Below are 23038 nucleotides of genomic sequence, written 5' to 3'. Positions count from 1 at the left end.
ATAATTGATGTGATATGGCATATACAAGGTTCATGCTATTGATAACAAAGAGAAAGAAGAAAAATATCGTGCAAGAATTGTTTCTGAGGGGACAATTAGCAAGGAGAAACTATATAAATGGGTAGAGAAAACCTCTGGTGGTTTCAGTCGTGGGCAAGCTGATGTAATAATGACTTGTATAACAGATGCTGTCATTGAATTTCTGCGTGATGGATATATTGTACAATTGGCGAGTTGGGATATTTATCGGCTACTGTTATTAGCCGTCCAGTAAATGAGAAAAAGAAATCCGCTCGGGTTCTCTTCATTTTAAGAATGTAAATCTTCAGATTAGTAATAGTCTGCGGAAAAGTATGCGGTCAATTCCTTTGGAACGAGTAGAAAAACTGTTAAAATTTTTAAAGAAATAACTTTGAAACAGAAAGAAGCTATTTGGAAACTCACCCATGTATAACTCGAACTGACTATTGTCGCATTACTCATAAGTTGAAAAACAAGGTAATTCATGATCTAAATCAGTTTGTAGAAGATGGGTGGCTAAGTCGCGATATGGGGCAGGTCGGATGGTAATTTATTTGTTGGTGAAATAATTGTAAGGTTTACTGTAAGACATTCCTATTAATTCTTTAAATATATCTGTTATGATGCTATAATTGAGACATCTGGTTTTGTATAGTGCTTTTTTATATTTCCGATGTGAAATTTCGTTTAATAGAGTAAAGTCAATCTTTCTTTTTTATATAACATCAAATTGATTAAAATTGTAACGACATTAACATTTCCTGTGGTGAAAGGACTTATGAAAAGGAATTCGTTGTATACCAGTGTTAAATATTTCGCTAAGTGTTGAATTGAGTTATGATATTCTGTGTACTGTTTTAGTATTCTTCTATCAAATGAAGTCATATAATCTTTTACCAAAAATGCTGTTGGATGGTAAAGTGTATTATTGTTAGCATAATTTGTACGATAGTTCCCTGCGTGTTCATATATATGACCCATAGACCATATAGTAAATTCTTTTTATTAGTTATAAATCGAATTTAGTGTTATTCTCCATTTGAGATATAAGTCTGTTATCTGTATATATTTTTTTTGTTATTTATTGTTACAGTTAATCTTTTAGTATCCCTAATATGTAATAGGTTAGGGAGGTGTTTTTCTTTATTCCATGAATTTGTTCTCATATTATTTCGATATTAAGATGATATATTTGGGCAAATGTAGTGAATTGAAATTGAATACAGTATTATGTTGGATAAAATATGAAAATTCAACCTTGAGATGATTTTCATATCTCTAGTTGGCATTAATATTTAGAGAAAATAATTTAGGATATGCTTTTTTGATGTATCTTTGCACTTGGATAGTTTAATTTAAAGATAGTATAATGTGAAGTTGAAGCTAAATATGTGTATGCTTTTGGGTTTTAATTATATCTTGTTGAATTAAAACTTGAATCCAAAATGGATATATGTGTTTTCGGTTATTTATTAATTGTACCTCTTGTAGAATTGAAATTGGAGTTACGAATAGTTTACTTGCAAAATCTTTTAATTATAACTATTTTATTTGTCTTACCAGCTGTATGTAATCTTGCATTGAGGAACCCATTCCCATTCTTTTAGTATCATATTATGTTGATATTGAATTCCTGTCTTTATTTTCCAATGCTTGTTTAGTTTAAAACAAACATTACTTCCAAATTCGGTAGGTATTATTTCAGAAGGAACTCCTCTATATCTCCGATGGTTTAGATTTTGCATACCGTATAAGTTCATAGCCCACTTATTCGACAAACGATATTCCATGATAGTTTGTATATGGAAATAGTTGGATGTTTTTGAAAAGTTACTATTGCTGTGCAGATAAAGCCTTTTGTTGAGTTTCTGCCATGAATAAGTGGGCACAAACGTAGAATTAGATAGATAAAAATCTGTCTTTGTATTAGCCAGAAATCGTAAGATATTGGTTGATGAAGGTTTAAATACAGGTAGTGTAGGATCAAAATCAACAAACGAACTTGATTGATGAGATACGTGCTCAATCATTTCAATTACATTCTTGTTAATTATAATTTCCTGGTCAGATTCAAGTAGCTTTTTTAACTTCAGAGAATCCTTGGAGTTCCATTCTTGTCCGGTAACAGATATAGGGGACAACAACAAACATATAATAATGAACTTACATTTTCTGTGATTCATACTTCTAGTTAAGTTTATTGTATAGACGTTGAAAATGTATGAATGCTGTTTTAAATTGTTTGCAAACGCTTGTTATTTCACATGTTGTAACAATCTTTTTTTTATATGTTCAAAATGGGTATTAGCTATTAGGATATTCTTTTTTCTTAATAGCAAAAAAGAATATCCTAATGATATATTTTCAGGAAGTGATTTTATAACGTTACTGCTTTAAATACAGGTTCGATTTTTTGAATTTCCGATTCAAAACCAAACCAGTAACCGTTTCCTTCTTCATCGGTAGGTAGAAAACACAATCTTAGATTCTCACGATATGTCCCATATATTATTTGCCAGTTTTTTGGGGGTGTCTGTCGTTTAGTTCTGACTTTTTCTGCAGGAATCTTTTTGAGTGACATACCAGCTTCTATCCATGCAATTGTTACTTGGATAAGATAATCCGGATAATAGCTTTTACAGAAATTATAGAGGATCAATCCGCGTTTTTCTAAACTTAAAGGATTATCTATCACATCAGTTTCAATGAGATGATGAAGTAGATCATGGAGAAAATGTGGATTTTCCAGAATTAAAGTTTGAGTAATTCCTCTCCATGTAGAAGTATTGTAGAATCCATCTAATAATCTGGATAAATAGTGGGCAGTTTGTAATTCTTCCACTGTGATTTCCTGGGTCTGTAATACTTCATAGGGAGGGAGAGGAGAATATTGTATTCCTAGTTCTTTAGCCCTTTTTCGCATTTCTGTTCCAGGCAGTAATTTAAGAGATTCCAGTTGGATTTCTCCTGCACCGTAACTAGCCAATGTGTGTACATCTTCAAAGATTTCCGAAAGGTGATAGAGTGGAAGACCTGCAATTAAATCTGCATGAGTCTCCATATTTTCTAATGAACAGAGATATTTAAGTCCTGCTAATGCGTCATCAAGTTTACCTATTCGTCGGCTTTGTTCAAGTACCGGTTCTCGCAGACTTTGTATACCAGCTTCCAAATGTAATAAACCTTTAGGCAGGGTAGCAAGCTCTTGTTTTAATTCTTCTGTGAGTAAAGCAGGATGGATTTCAAGGTGGAAACAAATATCCGGATATTCACGAAATAGATCTAGTAATGCTTTGGCTCGTTTACTATTGTAATTGAAAGTACGATCTAAAACTCGTACATTTTTTATACCGTGTTGATGAATAACATTCAATCGTTCCCTAATAGCTTCAATAGGGATCGTACGAACAGGCTTTTCTCCTCCACTTACGCAAAAGGCACAAGTATTAAAACAGCCTCTTGTTGTTTCTAATTGAATAAATGGTTTACTCCAATTGAAGAAGCGACTTTTTTCGGGAGGAACAAGTTCCGAAAAGTGCATGACACGGGCAATACCATTATCCTGATATTTTCCTGATTGATCCAGATAACAAAGACCAGGTATGGAACTCCATTCTTTTATCGGCTGATTCCAAACTTTTAACCAAATAGGGAATACTTCTTCGCCTTCTCCCCGAAACACTCCACTGACAAATTTGTTTCTTCTTAAGAAGTCTTCATTATCTCCAAGAAATTCCGGACCACCAAGTATGACGGAACTATTTGGAAGCAAGGACTTTGCGCGTGAAACGATGTGGAGTAATTGTTCGTGGTTGAATAGCCAATTGGTAGCAGCGATAATGTCGGGTTGGCAATGATAGATTTGCTGCACGATATTACCAATGTTTTCGTTAATGGTTGCAGATACCATGCACCATTCAATCGTGCTATCATTCGCAATTTGAGCATGTAGTGCAGGCAGCGCCAATGATGAATGAGCATACGAACTATTTAAATCAAGCCAAAGAAGTTTCATGTGAAAGTTTTAATATTATGATGCAAAGGTACAAAAAACTTGTGGCTTGATGCGTATCGTAAAATAAAAACGCTATTTTTGTAAACTATAAACGCAATAAACTAGAATAATATGAAAACAGTGAAAAAATATGCAGGTATCTTGATGATGCTAACGTTATTCGTTGGTTTTACTTCGTGTGAAGATGATGATACGATATTTGATCATATTGTAGGTCGCACGTGGGTTGGTGATTTGGGATTTTATGTAGATGGTGAGCCTGTAGAAAGTGGTATTACTTTTAAAAGTAATGGCTTTGGACAAGATGAGCAGTGGTTTTATGATTGGGATCAGAGGGCCGCTATTTTAGATGTACGCTGGTGGATTGACCATGGAGACTTGTACTTGGATTATGGGAATAGATATCCTTTGTTAGTTTTAGAAGCTATATATGTAGATGGTAGATATCTTACAGGGCGATTGTATTCTAATAATATAGATCAGGGAACGGTTACTTTGGAGATGGCAGATTGATGATAATATTTTTATTTATAAAAAAGGCTATCTGTTGAATATATGGGAGAAATATATTCAGCAGATAGCCTTTTATGTTTTTCCTTTTATCTTCAGAATTATCTTTTCAGAAACAACTTTTTGAAGTCTGACGGATATGGAGTTTCAAACTCCATCAAATCTCCTGTAACCGGATGATAGAAACAAAGTTTGAAAGCATGGAGAGCTAATCGTCCTATGGGATTGGGAGAATCTTCGCCCCCGTATCTGCCATCACCAATAATCGGATGCCCTAAGTCTTGCATATGCACGCGGATTTGGTTTTTGCGACCAGTTTCCAGATCAAGTTCCAGTAAAGAATATCCATTGGCACGTTTGATTGTCCTATAATGAGTGATTGATTTGGAACCTCCGTCATCAAACTGGCTGGAACTTACATATATTGTTTTGTCTGTTAGCCAAGAGACTACTGTATCATAGTTTTTTTCCATCTCACCTTCTACTACAGCAACATACCTGCGGTCTGTTACGATGTCATGCCAATTATCACGTAACGTTCGTTGTGTCTTTTCATCTTTTGCAAACATCATTAACCCAGAAGTATCTCTATCCAGACGATGAACGATATATACCCGGAATTGACGTCCTGAGCGTTGTACGTATTCATTTAAGATTGTATAGGCTGTCCGTTCCTTTTGACGTTCTGTATTTACGGAAAGTAATCCTTTCATCTTTTCTACAACGATGATATATGCATCCTCATATACAATCTTTAGCAGTTTATTATTGAATTCTTTCTTACCTTTCTCTTTGCTGATTTGCACCTTCATTCCAGGTTGCAGAAGAAAATTAAATTGCGTGGTAATAACATTATCCACTAGCACAACCCGTTTGCTTAACAATGATTTCAGCTTTGTACGACTTGCATCAGGCATTTTGGCAGCCAGAAATTCCATGAGTTCAGCAGGCTCTTTAACTGAATAGTTTGTATACTGGGCACGTGCTTTTTCTGCAGGAGTTCTTCTCGGTCTTTTTTCCATTTCTATATTTTCTTTTAAGAACGGTTCAATGAATTATCGAAATTCCAGCAATACTACATTTTCCACATGATGAGTATGTGGGAACATATCTACCGGCTGTACAGCTTTTACTTTATATTTACTGTCAAGCAATTGCAGATCACGTGCTTGAGTAGCTGGATTGCAACTTACGTATACTATTCGTTTTGGCTCGGCAAATAAGATGACATCAATTACATCTTGATGCATACCGGCGCGAGGAGGGTCAGTAATAATTACATCAGGCCGCCCATGCTGATTGATAAAATCCTGCGTCAGCATATCTTTCATGTCACCGGCATAGAATAAAGTGTTTTTGATGTCATTAATTTCGGCATTAACCTTAGCATCTTCAATCGCTTCCGGTACATATTCAATACCAATGACTTGTCGTGCCTGGCGAGATACAAAATTAGCGATGGTTCCTGTTCCGGTATAAAGGTCATACACAAGTTCATTTCCTGTTAATCCGGCAAAGTTTCGTGCTATCTTATATAAATTATAAGCTTGTTCTGAATTCGTCTGATAGAATGATTTCGGACCAACTTTAAAACGCAAACCTTCCATCTCTTCGAAGATATGATCTTTTCCTTTGAATACATGCACATCGAGATCATTGATCGTGTCGTTGCACTTATTGTTAATAATGTATAGGAGTGAAGTAATTTCAGGGAAAGAATCAGCAATGAATTGAAGTAATTGCTTGAATAACTCCATTTCGTGGTCTTCCGTAATTTTACAGATCACAATCACCATTAATTCTCCAGTAGAAGAAGTGCGGACAATCATATTCCGCAACATACCTTCTTGCGAACGTAGATTGATGAACGAATAATCGTGTTCGTAAGCATAGTCGCGTACTGCATTACGTATACGATTGGATATATCATCTTGTAGCCAGCATTTCTCTATAGCCAATACTTTGTCAAAGGCTCCCGGGATGTGAAAACCTACTGCATTCATCTGGTCATACTTCACATCCAAACGAATCTCTTCGGCAGTCAGCCAGCGTTTGTTAGAAAAAGTGAACTCAAGTTTATTCCGGTAGAACTCTGTTTTTTCAGAGCCTAAGATTGGCAAAATCTCTGGTAATTCGATTTTACCAATACGTTTCAGATTATCTTCTACCTGTTTTTGCTTATACTTGATTTGTTCCGAATAGGGGAGTACTTGCCATTTACAACCACCACATACGCCATAGTGTTGGCAGAAAGGAACGGTACGGTTGGGTGAGTATTCATGAATCTTCACTACCTCAGCTTCGGCATATTTGTTCTTTTTACGCTTGATTTGTAGGTCTACAACATCACCCGGAACTACATACGGAACAAAAATAACCAGGTCATTTACTTTTGCAATGGCTTTTCCTTCGGCAGCCACATCCATGATTGTTATCTTCTCCAAAAGGGGAAGCTCTTTTTTCTTTCTTGCCACTTTTACACCAGTCTAATAATTATGACGCAAAAGTAGGTATTTTTTTTGGAAAATTTTCGTGTCAGCGAAAATATTCCAGATTGTAATGTCGAAATTGCATCTTGATAGAAAGTTTTTTCTTAAAAAGTTTTCTGGTTTGCGAAATATACTTAGATTTGCGAACAGAAAAAAGTCATAATGTAACTTTAATCACAATATTATGGATAAAAAAAGAGTTTATACCTTTGGTAATGGTCAGGCAGAAGGAAAGGCTGGCATGAGAAATCTATTAGGTGGAAAAGGCGCCAATCTTGCCGAAATGAATCTTATCGGTGTTCCCGTACCTCCGGGATTTACAATTACTACAGAGGTTTGCATCGAATATTATGAACTAGGAAAAGATAAAGTTGTATCTCTTCTGAAAGCTGAAGTAGAAAAAGCAATCGCCAATATAGAAACATTGATGAAATCAAAGTTCGGTGACGTAGAAAATCCTTTATTGGTTTCTGTACGTTCCGGTGCACGTGCTTCTATGCCGGGCATGATGGATACTATCCTGAACTTGGGTTTGAATGACGAAGTAGTGGAAGGTCTGACACGTAAAACTGGCAATGCCCGTTTTGCATGGGACTCTTATCGTCGTTTTGTTCAAATGTATGGTGATGTAGTATTGGGTATGAAACCCGTCAATAAAGAAGATGTAGATCCATTCGAGGCAATTATCGAAGACGTGAAACATAAAAAAGGTGTGAAGCTGGATAATGAACTGGAAGTGGAAGACTTGAAAGAGTTGGTAAAACGCTTTAAGGCTGCCGTTAAGGATCAGACTGGAAGAGATTTCCCGACTTGTGCTTATGAGCAACTTTGGGGGGCCATTTGCGCGGTGTTCAATTCATGGATGAACGAACGTGCCATTCTTTATCGTAAAATGGAAGGAATTCCTGATGAATGGGGAACTGCTGTTAGCGTTCAGGCAATGGTATTCGGTAATATGGGTGATACTTCAGCTACTGGTGTATGTTTCTCACGAGATGCTGCAACAGGTGAAGACTTGTTTAATGGTGAATACCTGATTAATGCACAGGGCGAAGACGTTGTTGCCGGTATCCGTACTCCACAACAAATTACTAAGATCGGTTCTCAACGCTGGGCTAAATTGGCTGGTGTGAGTGAGGAAGATCGTGCAGCTAATTATCCTTCTATGGAAGAGGCTATGCCGGAAATCTTCAAAGAGTTGGATACGCTTCAGACAAAATTGGAAAATCACTACAAGGATATGCAGGATATGGAGTTTACTGTACAGGAAGGGAAACTCTGGTTCCTTCAGACTCGTAATGGTAAACGTACAGGAGCTGCTATGGTGAAGATTGCTATGGATCTGCTCCGTCAAGGTATGATTGATGAAAAGACTGCTTTGATGCGTTGTGAACCTAATAAATTGGATGAATTGCTTCATCCGGTATTTGATAAAGAAGCATTGAAAAAAGCGAAAGTCCTTACTCGCGGTCTTCCTGCTTCTCCGGGTGCTGCTACAGGACAAATTGTATTTTTTGCTGACGATGCTGCTGAATGGCATGCTGCAGGTAAACGCGTTGTGATGGTTCGTATTGAGACATCTCCAGAAGACTTAGCCGGTATGGCTGTTGCCGAAGGTATTCTTACTGCACGTGGTGGTATGACTTCTCACGCTGCTGTAGTTGCTCGCGGTATGGGTAAATGCTGTGTCTCAGGTGCAGGTGCATTGAATATTGATTATAAAGCACGTACTGTAGAAATAGATGGCGTTCTTCTGAAAGAAGGTGACTATATATCTTTGAACGGTAGCACAGGTGTAGTTTATCAAGGTAAGGTAGAGACAAAAGCTGCTGAACTTTCCGGTGACTTTGCTGATTTGATGAAATTGGCAGATAAATATACCCGTTTGCAAGTTCGTACTAATGCAGATACTCCTCATGATGCGGAAGTTGCACGTAACTTTGGTGCAGTAGGTATTGGTCTTTGCCGTACAGAACATATGTTCTTCGAAGGTGAAAAGATCAAAGCTATGCGTGAAATGATCTTGTCAGAAAATGCTGAGGGACGTCGTAAGGCATTGGCTAAGATTCTTCCTTATCAGCAAGCTGACTTTAAAGGGATTTTCAAAGCTATGGCTGGTTGCCCGGTAACTGTACGTTTGCTTGATCCTCCTTTGCATGAGTTTGTTCCTCATGATTTGAAAGGTCAGCAGGAAATGGCGGATACAATGGGGGTAAGCCTACAATATATTCAACAACGTGTAGAATCATTGTGTGAACATAACCCAATGTTAGGACATCGTGGTTGCCGTTTAGGAAATACCTATCCGGAAATTACTCAAATGCAGACACGTGCTATTTTAGGTGCCGCTTTGGAATTGAAGAAAGAAGGAATAGAAACTCATCCTGAAATTATGGTTCCATTAACAGGTATCGTGTATGAATTCCAGGAACAAGAAAAAGTAATTCGTTCAGAAGCAGAAAAGCTGTTTGCAGAAGTGGGAGATAGAATTGACTTTAAGATAGGTACAATGATCGAAATCCCGCGTGCTGCATTAACTGCTGATCGCATTGCGTCTTCTGCTGAATTCTTCTCATTTGGTACGAATGACTTGACACAGATGACATTCGGTTATTCTCGTGATGATATAGCTTCTTTCCTTCCGGTATATCTGGAAAAGAAGATTTTGAAGGTAGACCCATTCCAAGTACTTGACCAGAAAGGTGTAGGTCAATTGGTACGTATGGCTACTGAAAAAGGTCGTGCCATTCGTCCGGATTTGAAGTGTGGTATTTGTGGGGAGCATGGAGGTGAACCTTCTTCTGTGAAGTTCTGTCATAGGGTAGGTCTTAATTATGTTAGTTGTTCTCCATTCCGTGTACCTATAGCACGTTTGGCGGCGGCGCAGGCTGCAATAGAGGAATAGAGCAATTATTTATATAGTTATTGAACTAGGCTGTAATGGACTGTTTATCAGACATTACAGCCTAAGTTGTTTTTAGGCGGTTCGTACACTTGACCACAAAAAATGAGCCAAATGAACGACATTTGCATACACCTGGACATACACCTGTGAACATAAGCGCATACACCAACGCATACACCATTAAATTATTGATATATGGCAACATTTAAAGCAGTTATTAGAAAAAAAAGAGCCGATGGCTTTTATCCGGTGTACATTCGCATTGTTCACCGTTCAAGAATGGGCTACATCAAAACGGACAAGCTCATAACCGATAAACAAATCCTGAAATCAGGAGAGATTAAAGATGCAGTAGTAAATGAATACTGCTCTCGTGAAATTCTGAAATATACGGATATGATAAACCGTAAAGATATTTCAAATTATTCTGTTACGGAGTTAATAGACTATCTTACCCGTGTAGATGATAACGTGTGTTTTAGCGAATTTGCGACATTGTACATAGATCGTATGATTCGTGAAGGGCATGAACGGAATGCAAAGAATTATCGACTTGCCGTAAACCATTTGGAACGATATTTGGGAACAACACGAATTATGTTTAATCACTTGACAAGTACTGTTTTGAAGAAATGGATAGACTACTTATCTAAAACTAATCGTGCTAAAGAAATGTACCCGACTTGTATCCGTCAGATTTTCAAGAAAGCAATTATTGAGTTTAATGATGAAGAAAGAGGCATAGTCCGTATCAAGTTTAACCCATGGCTGAAAGTCAGCATTCCTAAATCAGACAATACCGTACAACGTGCCATTAGTGCTGAAGCCTGCCGTGAGTTTTTCAACCGGCCACTCCCCGAAACGAAGATGATTTCTTCCCTGCCGGAACTTGCCCGTGACGTATCACTCCTCTCCCTTTGTCTTGGAGGAATCAACACGGTTGACTTGTACGAACTTAAAAAAGAGAACTACAAGGATGGTATTATCGGCTACAAACGTGCAAAGACCCGCCACAGCCGCAGAGACGAAGCATACATTGAAATGCGTGTCGAGCCGTTCATCCAGTCCACATTCGACAAATACCTCTCACATGATGAGAACGAGGAATACTTGTTCAATTTTCATAAACGATACAGCAACTCCGACAGCTTCAATGCAAACGTAAACAATGGAATCAGGAAAATCTGTGCCGACATGGGAATGAAGAAAAAGGACTACTACTGCTACTATACGTTCCGTCATACATGGGCGACCATCGCACAGAATGACTGTGATGCCAATCTTTATGAAGTGGCATTCGGCATGAACCACAGCCATGGTCTGAATGTAACGAGAGGATATGTAAAAATAGACTTCTCTTCGGCATGGCGGTTAAACGCCAAAGTGATAGACTTTATTTTCTTCAGCGATGAAAAGAGCAAACAGGGCAAAGCCCGTGACATAGAAGAACCGGCAGACAAGATGTTCCGTATATCCAAGAAAATGATGATTTATGGACGTGCCTATTTCAAAGGGAAAGTTGTCGGAGAACTTACGGATATAGGTTTCAGTAATGTGGATGAAGTCATTGCTGAACTTGTGAAGCAGTTGCCCAAAGACATTCCGACAGGCTGTAACGTCCAGTTCCGTCTGACTAATTGTGATTCACAAAAGGAAGTTGTCTATGAACGGAGCAAAGGCAAGGGATTTTAGCAGGCAGTCAGCCAAAGAATTATAAACATAAAGGGAAGAACTTACCCACCATCCACAGAGCCGTATCGGTCATACCCGGCAGGTACGGCTTTACCCATCCCTACCGATTGAAAATCCTACCCGTCATAATCAGTGTGAAAGCCAGTGTCAGACCTTTGCCCAACAAGACAAAGAAGTTCCTCACAAGCCACCACAGCAGCCTGAATGTATTTCGGACAAGCCATCTCGCCAGCCTGAACAGCAGCATTACTATCACTACTATCGGAAACAGGTATATCAGCAACAACAATTCAAACATACAGGGTTACTTTTTTAATGAAACTTTATACTCTAAAATCCTGGTCCTATATTATAAAGGTAGTGAAAAATAGTCATACTTCAAAATATTATCACATTTATATTCAGTGAATTAAAAAGGAAAACATAAGAAAATGAATAGCCGAAGAAACAGAAATATTCGGATATGGGAAACCGTGGGGCTATCATAAAAACAACCCATTTATCAAAGTCCGCAAGTCATTTCAAAACACATTTTTCAGTAAACAGTCCATTGCCTGATACTGATACCGAACTCTTCATTTCCCTTGATGTCCTGATTACTCAAACTCCCGACAACAGCTTCAACATACCGCCAAACTTGGAACATTCAGTCATTTCGACCTTTATTTCTTATATCGCTTGACACCCTAATCATGGCTGTACGTATCCGTCTGCATAATTTATCCAACCATGACGGATTAATTGCCCTGTCAAGTCAAATTTCCGATAAACCGATACACGAGCTGTCATAGTACTACAGACAAATCATCCGAACTACCGGAGATAAAGTATCCTGATTTCCGATAACCGGGTTATCCGTCATATCGGATTATCCGTGTTCCGGGACTTCCGGATGGAAACCTACAATTCTGTTGCGCATTTCTCCGCAAGGCGCATTCTTCGGTAATTTTGGTGCGAGAATGACCCCGGGAGGACATCGAACTGCGTTGCAGGATTTGTCAGGCAAGTTGTACCTTTGTCATTACAAAACTCCGTTTTGTCCTGCAAAGGTGACTTGCCGACTGCTGCGCATCGGGGCGGCAATGCTGCTGTTTCGCCCTGCGAAAGAAGTTCCGGGAAACCCGTTTATCAAAATATCACAATATGATGAGACAGAAGACCAAAGTATTCCAGTTACGGCTCACCCCGGAAGAAGCCGATATTTTCAAGGAAAAGGCAAAATCTGCGAAACAGTCTATCAGCCAATATATACTTTCAGCCGTAAATGAACATTCCAATGTCAATGTGAGGCAGAAGCTCAAACTCATTCAGGCACTCGGTGAGTTCTACCGGAAATATCATAACGAGCTTTCCCATATAGGCGGCAACCTGAACCAGTCGGTCAAACGGACCAATGAACTTGCGGCGGCAGGACTGCTGCCTCCAAGCTATATCCGTGAAGTCTTGCTGCCGGCCATCCTTGAAACCAAAAGCACATTGGACGCGATAAAGAAGGGACTTGAAGAAGTCACCCAAAAAGCCGTCAAGGTCTGAATAATCGCATGAATAATCGCAATGACCGGGTTCTCGAAACCAAAGCAACACAATACAGACATTCACAGATAAGCCAAAAGTAAGAATGATAGCCACCATATTACCCGGAAGCTCGAACTTCCATGCCATCGGTTACAACGAACGGAAAGTATCGAAAGGCGTAGCCCGCTTACTCGAAATCCAGAATTTCGGGGCACTCGGCACGTTCGGGAAACCTACTCCCGATGAACTGGTCAGGTATCTTCAGGAATACACCTCACAGAACAACCGCATCCGAAAGGCCCAGTTCCATGTAGCCATCTCCTGCAAGGGACACGAGAAGTCGGAAGCCGAGATGCTGGAGTTCGCCCACCAATATCTCAAGGAAATGGGATATGCAGAACCCGGACAACCCTTGCTTGTCTATTCCCACTACGATACTGACAATACACACCTGCATATCGTCACCTCGCGGATTGCCCCCGACGGACGCAAGATTGCGCACGACCATGAGCGCAGACGCTCGCAGGAGGTCATAGACCGCATACTCGGAAACAACCGCAAGGAAAAGACCGACCTTGATATACAAGCCGCCAAAGAATATTCTTTCGCATCCTTCGCCCAGTTCAAGGCGGTGATGGTTTCAATGGGCTATGAAGTCTATCAGAAAGACGGCACGGTGTTCGTCAAGCATGGCGGAAAGGTACAGTGCAAACTCCCACTTTCCGACATTGAGGCTTTATATAGGAAGGGCAATACGGACAGAGCACGCAGGCGACAACTTCGGAGCATCCTCAAAAAGTACAGGGATATAAGCACCGACAAGGAGGATTTAAGGAAAGAGATGAAAAACAAATTCGGCATCGACCTTGTATTCTTCGGCAGAAAGGATGCGGTGTACGGCTATATGCTGGTTGACCACAAGAACAAGACTGTACTCCACGGGGCAAGGATATGGGCAGTGGAGGAACTTCTGGACTTCTCCACCCCCGAAGAGCGTCTTGACCGCATCGAGGACTTCATAGACCGCCTGCTCACGCTCAACCCCAAGATTACCCAAGGAGAGATTTACGGCAAGCTGCGCAAACAGCGCGCCTATATAAAGAAAGGTGTCGTCTATTTCGATGGTCAGTCCCGACCGTTGAAACCGTTCATGGCGGAAGCCATCGACCGCAACAACCGCATCGCATGGGTGGAAATGTTCCGTCCGGCCACCGAAGCGGAACGGAATATGCTCTGCAAGATATTCAAGGTAAACCGCCCCGACCTTGTAGATCTCACTCCTGAGCATCCATTTTCACATACAAATACAGTCAACCGTCTACATGAAATCTTCGATGATGAAGCCGCCGGTTCTGTCAAATCGAAACTCTTTGAGGAAGGCTTCACCATCCGTCAGGACGATAATGCCACCTATGCCGTCAACTTCAAGGAACATATCATTATCAACCTGACCGAAGAGGGTTTTGACCTTGAAAGACTGAAACGCAAGCCAAACAGACAGCAACCTGCCAGACAGCCCGGCCACAGCCAATCAGGCAAGCCATTCACCCGGCTTGTCAAACTCCGTGACAACGGAGAAGGCAGCCACAGCGAGAAACGTGAATGGGAAGTCGGACAGAAAGGCAACTATGACGAGATTGATGACGGACGCTCCTTGAAAAGATAATACTCCATCATCCCATAAGCAGGAGAAAGGTTACGGTATGAAGTTCCTTCGTGGACTTTGTATCGTAACCTTTTCTGTCTGTATGAACCCAAATAGCCCGGCATTTTACGCATCAAACGTGCAGGTTACAGCTACCACAGGCATATAAGTGTTGCGCATTTCGTTTTTCAAGTGCATCGGTTGATAATTTTGAAGCGCAATCAATCATCGCACGTATATGATACAGACACCGGTCATCGTGACATTCGCCAATCAGAAAGGAGGAGTCGGCAAGACGACACTCTGCGTAACCTTTGCCAACTATCTGGTGACAAAGGGCGTGCGTGTCGTGGTCATCGACTGCGATTTCCAGCACTCCATCATCAAGTGCCGCAAGGCGGACATCAGGAAATACGGAGAAGAGTTCGCCCCCTATGATGTGCTGGCCTACGAAGCCGGGGACAAGAAAGTGATGACCTCCCTCATGGAGAAGCTGCATAACGAGCCGAGCATTGATGTGGTGCTGGTGGATTCGCCAGGAAGCCTGAAAGCGGACGGACTGGTTCCCATGTTCGTGAACTCGGACATCATAGTCGTACCCTTCCACTACGATCTGGTGACCATCCCGTCCACCGCCGCTTTCCTCATGTTCATCGACAGACTTCGGAAAGCCGTGGGCGAACGGATGAAAGCCCAGCTCTTCATCGTCCCCAACCTGAATGACGGCAGGGTCGGCAAACGCTCCGAACTGGTCATTTGGGACAATGCAAGGGAAACCTTCTCCAATTATGGCCACGTCACCGCCAAGATACCCAAGCGTGCCGACATGGAGCGTTTCAGCACAATGGCCGCCCTTGATATGCAGGCTGGTATCATCGCTCCGGTATTTGAGAGAATCTACGTCAGTATCTTCGACACGGCAAATCCCATCCGTGAACCTGTACTGTCAGGCATACAGCTTACCAAAAAGAGCGATAAGTGCAAACCTGAAACAACAGGTGAAGGCAACCAGAATCAACAATAATCAGTAACATCAATATCCATAGCGCAATGACAAAAGAAATTCCGGAAATAGATGACCTGATGAAAGGCATCAATGACAGCGACCTCGTCCTGAATGCTGAAGCTCAGGAAGCAGACCATGCGGAAACCATAGCAGGTGCTTCCACTTCCCTGCCGGACGGCATCGACAAATGTTGGGAGAACTTCCTTACCTATCTTGAAACGGAGGACACACGCGAGAACAAGGAAGACCGGCTGGTCTGCAAACTGGACCGCGACCTTGCCGATTCGCTGGACGACTGCGACATCCATAACCGATGCCGTTCCGATTTAGTGAACGCCATCGTCCGTGCCTTCTTTGAGGCGTTCCTGCCACAACTTGCCAAATACCGCCGGGAGAAGAAGTCCCTGTTCATGAATTTCAAGGAGGGCTGATTATGGGAAAGGAAAAATGGAACGAGCGGATGATCGCCGTACTGTCCGAACTCTACCCGGTGGAAACCACGGCATACACCGCCGGAATCCTCGGCATGAGCGAAACGGCCGTAAAGAACAAAGCCCGTGAGCTGGGCATCATCAAGATTGCCAAGTCCAAATGGCTGGTCCGTGCCGAACACATCCGCAGCCATTTTCAGGAGAAGTCCTTCTCGGAGATGGGCAGGGAACTCGGCATCACCAAGACGAGTGTCAGCCGTATCGCGACCAAGTTAGGACTGAAACGTACCAAGAAAGAAATCGGAAAGGTGTCGTCCCGCATCCGGGGCGAACTGATACGAAGAGAAAGACGGCGCGTGATATTCGGCCTTGACCCCATGACACGCATCAAGGTGGTTTCCAACCGGGCAAGGGTAAGGCTCCGCTCACGGATGAAAGGCATCGGTTATATCGTGGGACGGGAACGCAATATCCTGTACTATACCGTCAGCCTGATACGCAGGGAGCATCTGGAACAGCGGGGTGTCAAACTCGGCTTGCGCTTCCTTCCCCTGCCGGAAGACGAAGTATCATTATTAACAGCAACAATCTGACTATACCATGCAGTACGGACAAATCGTATTCCTCCTGTTTGTGGCACTCCTTATCTATTATGCGGTGCTCATCGTCCTTGACATACAGAAAGCCAAGGCAGCGCAGGCGGCAGAGCTGGATAACCACAACGAGGAGGAGATTGACATCTCGGATGAAGCGCAGTCCTTCAAGCCCAAACGGGTAAGCAGGGATGAAACCCGGCAGCAGGATACCTCTGAAAGCGAGAAAGCACCGGAGAATGAAAAATCCAATGAAGCGACTGATGACGGGCAGGAACAACAGCCTGAATCCGAAAAGCCATTCCACCGTCCCGGCTATCGGGAAGCCATCATGACCGACGGCATCCTTGTGGAAGACCTCTTTGCGGAGGTGGAAAAGCTGGCGGAAACCGGCACCTGCGATTTGGGAACGCTCATCTTCACCTGTGAGAACGCAAGATTATCATAGGGCTTTCCGGTGAAACCCACCGTTCCTTTGGCGACCTCTGTTCCTTTGGCGATAGAATCCATAAACACGTTCAGCAATATGCAACAGTTGAAAAAGAAATTACAAGGTGCGGCAAAGCGCATCACAGGTTCAAGACTTGCCCACAAGACGGCGGTGGCCGCCGTCGCCCTCACGCTCTCAGCCGCTCAGGCAATGGCCGGCAGCAAGGGCGCAGCAGGCTTCACCAAGGCCACGCAGGAAATCAGTTCCTATCAGGAACCCGTTTCCAACCTGATGAAAGCCATCGCGGCCGTCATCGTCCTGGTAGGTGCGTTCAATGTTTACTTCAAGATGACCAACGGTGATCAGGATGTCAAGAAGACCATCATGCTGACCATCGGAGGATGTATCGCATTTATTGCATTATCAGAGGCTTTGCCGCTTTTCTTCAAGTAAAGGACCATATAAGTCCGTTATACGAATCTGTCAAAAACAAATCACAGTCATGGCGATGGATCAGAAGGGTTATCCCGTTTTCAAAGGATTGCAGAAACCGCTGGAGTTCATGGGTATCCGTGGCCGTTTCCTCACGTTGGCGGCGGCAGCCATCGGTGTGTCGTTTATCGGCTTCATCCTGTTCTCCATAGCCTTGGGGAAGCTCGCCGGGTTCATCGCCATGCTGGTGACGGCAGTCGTCGGTCTGGTCATCATCTACATCAAGCAGCGTGGCGGACTTCATAACAAGCGGCGGGAAAAGGGAATCTTTATTTACAAGAACCTGAAACGAAACTCCTGACAACGATAAAATATTATGGCACATAGCAAGAAAAGAGTATTTGACGGACTGTATGCCCAGCTGGAGGAAACGGACGGCCATGTCGTCCTTTTCTCCGCCAAGGGCGAGCCGTCGGTCATCTTCGAGATGACCAACCCCGTGCAGCAGCTCTGTACGGACGCGGAACAGTACCAGCACTTTCAGGACGTGCTTTCGGGTGTGGTACAGACTCTCGGCGAGGGATATGCCTTGCAGAAGCAGGACATCCTTTGCAAGCAGGCTTATCACCATGATGTACCGGAAGACGCGGAGTTCCTGACCAAAAGCTACTTTCGTTACTTTGAGGGAAGGGAGTTCACGGAGATACGCACCTACCTCGTCATCACACAGGAGGCACAGCGCAGCCAGTTCGTGCAGTACGACCCCAAGAAATGGCTGGACTTTCATGTAAAAGTAAACAAGGTGGACGACATCCTCCGGGAGAAACACATCAGCCACCGCAGGCTCACCAAGGAAGAGGTCAACGAATATTGCCACCGCTTCATGGCGTTCCGTTTTCGGAACGGCCCGTTCTCGATGACCAACTTCAAGGCATCGGACGAATACCTGAAGACCGGAAATCGCGTCATACGCTCCTATCCGCTGGTGGATATAGACGAGATAAACCTGCCCACACTGGTCAAGCCGTACACGCAGATGAACCTCAACGGCTACGGCATCGCCACCGACCTGCTGTCCTTCCTGACCCAAGTGCCCCATGCCGACTGCGTGGTGTACAATCAGGTCGTGCAGATACCCGGGCAGCGGAAACTGCTCCGCAAGCTGCAAGGCAAGGCCAAACGGCACAGTTCCATGCCCGACCCGAGCAACAAGATAGCCCTGGCGGACATCGAGGAGGTATTGAACCGCCTTGCCGTTGACAGCACCCTCTTGGTATACAGTAACTTCAACATTCTGGTAAGCTGTCCGCCGGACAAGGTAACTACTGTGACATCCTTTCTGGAAACCAAACTGTACGAGTGCGGCATCATGCCCTCCCGTACCGCCTATAACCAGTTGGAGCTTTTCACGGACAGTTTCCCCGGCAATGCCTATGCCTTCAACCCGGACTATGACCTTTTCCTCACGCTCTCCGATGCCGCCCTGTGCTTCTTCTTCAAGGAACACATGAAGACATCCGAGGACACACCGCTGACTACGTTTTATACCGACCGACAGGGCTTGCCGGTATGTATCGACATCACCGGGAAAGAGGGCAAGGTCAAGATGACAGACAACGCCAATTTTTTCTGCATCGGGCCAAGCGGCAGCGGCAAGAGCTTCCACATGAATAGTGTCGTCCGGCAGTTGCTGGAACAGCAAACCGATGTGGTGATGGTAGATACAGGTGATTCCTACGAGGGAATCTGTAACTATTACAAGGGCACTTACATCTCCTATTCCAAGGAGAAGCCCATCTCCATGAACCCGTTCAAAGTGACCAAGGAGGAGTATGAGCAGAACTTCGGAGAGAAGAAGAACTTCCTCAAATCGCTGATATTCCTGATATTCAAAGGCAACGAGTTCCCGGACAAGATTGAGGATATGCTCATCAACCAGACCATCGTGGAATACTACGAAGCCTATTTCCATCCGTTCACGAGGTTCAGTGACAAGGAACGCGAGGACCTGCGGCTTAAACTGCTCATGGACTTCAAGATGGAAGAGGATGCCGCCAAGCTCGAACAAAGCATGGAGGACATCGAGCGGCAGATACACGAACCCCAGCCGGAAGAAAACCCGGAGGAGCGCGGCCTGCTTCTGCCAGCCGAGGCACGCCGGAGAAAGCTGCTGCGGCAGTGCCGTTCCCTGCTCGCCCTCGCACATGACGGGGCTTCCAGCAAGGGGGAAAAGGAACATGCCCTGATTATCATCGAGAAGTACAAGAAGGAGCTTTTTGACAACTCGCTGCTGATAAAGATAGACAAGAGGATAACCCGCTTGGAAGAACAGAGGCGCAGGATGAAGGTCAAGGAACTGTCCTTCAACTCCTATTACGAGTTCGCGCTGGAACGGATTCCGCAAATCACGGCTCTTGAAAAAATCAGTTTCAACATCCGTGAATTTGCGGCCATCCTGAAACAGTTCTACCGTGGCGGCGAACTGGAAGATACCCTGAACTCGGATCTGGACGTGAGCCTCTTCGACGAGCGGTTCATCGTCTTCGAAATCGACAAGATAAAGGATGATGCCGTGCTTTTCCCTATCGTGGTGCTGATTATCATGGACGTGTTCCTGCAAAAGATGCGCATCAAGAAAGGACGCAAGGCCCTGATAATCGAGGAAGCGTGGAAAGCGATTGCCTCACCCACTATGGCAGAGTATGTAAAATATTTGTACAAGACCGTCCGCAAGTTCCACGGGATAGCTGGAGTGGTCACGCAGGAACTCAACGATGTGATAGACTCGCCCATTGTAAAGGAAGCCATCATCAACAACTCCGATGTGAAAATCCTGCTCGACCAGACGAAGTTCAAGGACAGGTACGACCGGATTGCCTCCATCTTGGGGCTGACCCCCATCCAGCGGCAGCAAATCTTTACCATCAACGCTTTGAACAACCATGAGGGACGCAGTTACTTCAAGGAGGTGTGGATATGCCGTGGGCAACATTCCGACGTGTTCGGTGTGGAGGAAGCCCCCGAATGCTATTGGGCCTATACCACCGAGCGCACGGAAAAGGAGGCGTTGAAGCTCTATCTTGCACATTACGGCACCATGCAGGAAGCCATCACGCAACTGGAGGCAGATCGCCGCAAGGCAGGCAGTCCCAAGTATCTGGAATTTGCCCGTAAAGTCAACGAACATAAAAAAGTAATGTCTCTATGGTAAAATTACAATACATCCTAACAGTCGTGCTGTTCTTAACCGCATCCGTCCCGACATTTGCCGGATGGCGCATCGTCATCGACAAGAACTGTATCAAGGTGGTGGCTGCCAATACCGCTTCCCAGAAATTGATTGAGGACGGACACAACCGGCAGCTGGATTCCATCGCCTCCAAGAAGCAGAAGGTGGAACTCTACACCGTCAGTATGGCGACCATCAAGGAACTCTACAAGCTGAGCATGGAGAACGTGTCGGGTTTCGGGACGGAGAGCCTGTATTATAAGGAGATTGGCAGTTGCGCTTTCGACATCCTTAAAGACGTGCCCGAACTGGTCAAGACGGTAAACAAGGCGAAGTTCACCCACAAGCTCTACTGCCTGACGGAACTGGGCGGGCTGGTAGCCGAAACCCAACAGCTGGTGGGCAATTTCGTAAACATCGTGAACAATGCCAAGGTGCAGAATCCGCTCAAAGGCCAAGCCACCGCCGAAAAAAAGGATGACGGCTACAACCTTCTTGACCGCTATGAAAGGCTGACGCTGGCCAACCGGATTTACACCGACCTTATGGAAATCCGCTACAAGGTGGAGGGCATGATGCTGATGGCACAGTACGCCACAGCCAACGACCTTTTCTTTGCCATCGACCCGGAAGGTTGGGCAAATGTGGTAACGATGCAGAACCAAGTCGGCGGTCTGGTCAGGGACTGGAACGGACTGGTGGCATCCAATTAGAATCACTTCAAAATTTGCGCAGGCATGATACAATGGAAACAATGGAAAATAAAAGTGGCTTCGATAGTCTGGATATTGATGCTGGCAATGCCCGTCAAGACATCAGCCGGCATTATCATTCCCAAAGACCTGCCAACCATTGAGGCATTGATTGCACTTCATAAGGCTATCAAGAAGGATGAAGACGGGGCACTGCAACGGGTGGCGATGAGTTTCGGCGAGCAGTCGCTTGTGGCAAAGGGCGCGAACAGGTTCAATGACGTGAGAACCACCCTGAATACGAAAATGGATAATGCCCATTCGTATCTGGTGCTGGCAGGAGCAATCTCCTCCACCGCCAACTCGCTCTACCAACTCGTCAGGGACTACAAGGACTTCACAAGTCAGACCTTTAAGTATGTATCGGACAAGCCGTTCGTGGCATGGTACTATGCGGATGCCAATGCCGCCATAGCACGGGAGGTAAAGCATTGTTACAAACTCTATGCGTCCGTGGCGGCATCCGGCATCAACCTGATGAAGGCTTCGATGGACGAGAAGCTGAATCTGGTGATGACGCTGAAAAGCACGATAGACAAGGCACGCTACATCATAGACAATGCGAACCTGTACTGCTATCTGATTACCCGTTGCGGATGGAAACCGGATTACATCTGGGAAATACTCAACTCGCAGGTAAAGGACGAGATAGCCAACAAAGTAATCAACAAATGGAATGAAGGATATGCGATATAGAACAATACTTCTCAGCTTGCTGTGCGTAGCACTGTTGAGCTACACCACTGATGCCGATGCCCAGCGTCCGACCCGTGACAAGGAGAAAGCCCGGCAGTGGCAGTCGATGGAGAACGGTCCTTGGGACTTCGCGCCCGACTGGTACTATTACTTCCTGCACAAGAAATACTCCGGCGCGGAAATGTACTGGAAGTGGGCGGGTTTCAAGTCCGGCTTCAGGGTGCGCTTCAAAGAACAGAAATCCAACATCAAGCGAATCATGCCTGTCCGCGTGACGGCGGAGGAAACCCAGCGGCAGAAAGTGAAGAAGGTGGAAGAGGAACGGAAATACATCAAGGAGCTGTACAAGGAGGAACTGGTACGGGAAGCCGACCGCAACGTGGACTTGACCTATCCGGCATACAAGGACGAGTTCAACCGGATGCAGGACTGCATTACGGAAGGGCTGCTCTACTGCATGAAGAAAAGTGACGGCAAGCTCAAATATCAGGTGGACGAGCTGAGCAGGCAGAACGAAGTCCTGTGCGCGGACATCGCCTATATCCACAAGACCGGTGTCGGCTACGGGCTGGAAAATGCCAAACGGCAGCAGGCCTACGAGGATGCCAAGTCGAGAATGGAGGAACTGGTCAGCCGTACCGCCCGGTTGTGTGCGCTTGCCGCCACGCATTATTAGA

The 23038-nt window shown here is 44.2% G+C and carries 21 protein-coding genes; 16 read left to right on the top strand and 5 right to left on the bottom strand.

The window, feature by feature from the left end; all coding sequences use genetic code 11:
• Nucleotides 1-19: 19 nt before the first annotated feature.
• Nucleotides 20-274, top strand: a complete 255-nt coding sequence (locus tag EJF25_RS26500; protein WP_160119378.1) for an HU family DNA-binding protein — start codon at nucleotides 20-22, stop codon at nucleotides 272-274.
• 1303 nt (nucleotides 275-1577) lie between these two features.
• Here the strand turns inward: EJF25_RS26500 and EJF25_RS03045 are convergent.
• Nucleotides 1578-2204, bottom strand: a complete 627-nt coding sequence (locus EJF25_RS03045) for a DUF4858 domain-containing protein (protein ID WP_125039991.1) — start codon at nucleotides 2202-2204, stop codon at nucleotides 1578-1580.
• Nucleotides 2205-2398: 194 nt separating this feature from the next.
• Complete coding sequence (locus EJF25_RS03040; protein ID WP_125039990.1) at nucleotides 2399-4036, bottom strand: B12-binding domain-containing radical SAM protein; 1638 nt, start codon at nucleotides 4034-4036, stop codon at nucleotides 2399-2401.
• Between the two features lie 111 nt (nucleotides 4037-4147).
• Between EJF25_RS03040 and EJF25_RS03035 the strand changes: the two genes are divergently transcribed.
• Nucleotides 4148-4549 carry a hypothetical protein gene (locus tag EJF25_RS03035; protein ID WP_125039989.1) on the top strand — a complete coding sequence of 134 codons (402 nt, stop codon included), beginning with the start codon at nucleotides 4148-4150 and terminating at the stop codon, nucleotides 4547-4549.
• A 98-nt stretch (nucleotides 4550-4647) separates the two neighbouring features.
• Here the strand turns inward: EJF25_RS03035 and EJF25_RS03030 are convergent, their stop codons facing one another.
• Together EJF25_RS03030 and rlmD are read right to left on the bottom strand one after the other, a co-directional pair.
• Entirely contained in the window at nucleotides 4648-5568 is a 921-nt protein-coding gene (locus EJF25_RS03030) for an RluA family pseudouridine synthase (protein WP_125039988.1), read from the bottom strand.
• Between the two features lie 33 nt (nucleotides 5569-5601).
• Entirely contained in the window at nucleotides 5602-6972 is a 1371-nt protein-coding gene (gene rlmD / locus EJF25_RS03025) for a 23S rRNA (uracil(1939)-C(5))-methyltransferase RlmD (protein WP_262707191.1), read from the bottom strand.
• A gap of 247 nt (nucleotides 6973-7219) precedes the next feature.
• Here rlmD and ppdK point away from each other — a divergent pair, with 247 nt between their 5' ends.
• On the top strand, nucleotides 7220-9940 hold the full coding sequence (gene ppdK, locus EJF25_RS03020) for a pyruvate, phosphate dikinase (protein ID WP_125039987.1): 2721 nt from the start codon (nucleotides 7220-7222) through the stop codon (nucleotides 9938-9940).
• A 195-nt stretch (nucleotides 9941-10135) separates the two neighbouring features.
• Nucleotides 10136-11632, top strand: a complete 1497-nt coding sequence (locus EJF25_RS03015; RefSeq protein WP_125039986.1) for a tyrosine-type recombinase/integrase — start codon at nucleotides 10136-10138, stop codon at nucleotides 11630-11632.
• A gap of 100 nt (nucleotides 11633-11732) precedes the next feature.
• Here EJF25_RS03015 and EJF25_RS03010 read toward each other — a convergent pair whose 3' ends face one another.
• Nucleotides 11733-11930, bottom strand: coding sequence for a hypothetical protein (locus EJF25_RS03010; protein ID WP_125039985.1), 198 nt, complete (start codon nucleotides 11928-11930; stop codon nucleotides 11733-11735).
• 845 nt (nucleotides 11931-12775) lie between these two features.
• Here EJF25_RS03010 and EJF25_RS03005 point away from each other — a divergent pair.
• From EJF25_RS03005 to EJF25_RS02950, 12 genes are all read left to right on the top strand, one after another.
• Entirely contained in the window at nucleotides 12776-13165 is a 390-nt protein-coding gene (locus tag EJF25_RS03005) for a plasmid mobilization protein (protein WP_125039984.1), read from the top strand.
• Between the two features lie 85 nt (nucleotides 13166-13250).
• A complete protein-coding gene (locus EJF25_RS03000) occupies nucleotides 13251-14813 on the top strand; it encodes a relaxase/mobilization nuclease domain-containing protein (protein WP_125039983.1) in 1563 nt (520 codons plus the stop codon).
• A 217-nt stretch (nucleotides 14814-15030) separates the two neighbouring features.
• Entirely contained in the window at nucleotides 15031-15816 is a 786-nt protein-coding gene (locus tag EJF25_RS02995; RefSeq protein WP_125039982.1) for a ParA family protein, read from the top strand.
• A 26-nt stretch (nucleotides 15817-15842) separates the two neighbouring features.
• Nucleotides 15843-16229: a hypothetical protein gene (locus EJF25_RS02990; protein WP_125039981.1), complete on the top strand. Its 387-nt coding sequence runs from the start codon at nucleotides 15843-15845 to the stop codon at nucleotides 16227-16229.
• 2 nt (nucleotides 16230-16231) lie between these two features.
• The gene (locus EJF25_RS02985) at nucleotides 16232-16822 is read left to right on the top strand and encodes a MarR family transcriptional regulator (RefSeq protein WP_200832858.1); all 591 of its coding nucleotides are present in this window, start codon (nucleotides 16232-16234) and stop codon (nucleotides 16820-16822) included.
• A gap of 7 nt (nucleotides 16823-16829) precedes the next feature.
• Complete coding sequence (locus tag EJF25_RS02980; protein ID WP_125039980.1) at nucleotides 16830-17270, top strand: hypothetical protein; 441 nt, start codon at nucleotides 16830-16832, stop codon at nucleotides 17268-17270.
• Nucleotides 17271-17348: 78 nt separating this feature from the next.
• Nucleotides 17349-17705: a DUF4134 domain-containing protein gene (locus EJF25_RS02975; protein ID WP_125039979.1), complete on the top strand. Its 357-nt coding sequence runs from the start codon at nucleotides 17349-17351 to the stop codon at nucleotides 17703-17705.
• Between the two features lie 49 nt (nucleotides 17706-17754).
• The gene (locus EJF25_RS02970; protein ID WP_125039978.1) at nucleotides 17755-18045 is read left to right on the top strand and encodes a DUF4133 domain-containing protein; all 291 of its coding nucleotides are present in this window, start codon (nucleotides 17755-17757) and stop codon (nucleotides 18043-18045) included.
• Nucleotides 18046-18060: 15 nt separating this feature from the next.
• Complete coding sequence (locus EJF25_RS02965; protein ID WP_125039977.1) at nucleotides 18061-20895, top strand: TraG family conjugative transposon ATPase; 2835 nt, start codon at nucleotides 18061-18063, stop codon at nucleotides 20893-20895.
• Nucleotides 20889-21626, top strand: a complete 738-nt coding sequence (locus tag EJF25_RS02960) for a hypothetical protein (RefSeq protein ID WP_125039976.1) — start codon at nucleotides 20889-20891, stop codon at nucleotides 21624-21626. Before EJF25_RS02965 ends, EJF25_RS02960 begins: the two co-directional genes overlap by 7 nt.
• Nucleotides 21627-21704: 78 nt before the next feature.
• Entirely contained in the window at nucleotides 21705-22361 is a 657-nt protein-coding gene (locus tag EJF25_RS02955; protein ID WP_200832869.1) for a hypothetical protein, read from the top strand.
• A complete protein-coding gene (locus EJF25_RS02950; RefSeq protein WP_125040353.1) occupies nucleotides 22351-23037 on the top strand; it encodes a DUF5045 domain-containing protein in 687 nt (228 codons plus the stop codon). Before EJF25_RS02955 ends, EJF25_RS02950 begins: the two co-directional genes overlap by 11 nt.
• The last annotated feature ends 1 nt before the right edge of the window (nucleotide 23038 follow it).

Origin of the sequence: Bacteroides faecalis (genome assembly GCF_003865075.1) — a bacterium.
GTDB classification, from domain to species: Bacteria; Bacteroidota; Bacteroidia; order Bacteroidales; family Bacteroidaceae; genus Bacteroides; species Bacteroides faecalis.
This window is presented reverse-complemented; position numbering and strand designations above follow the sequence as displayed.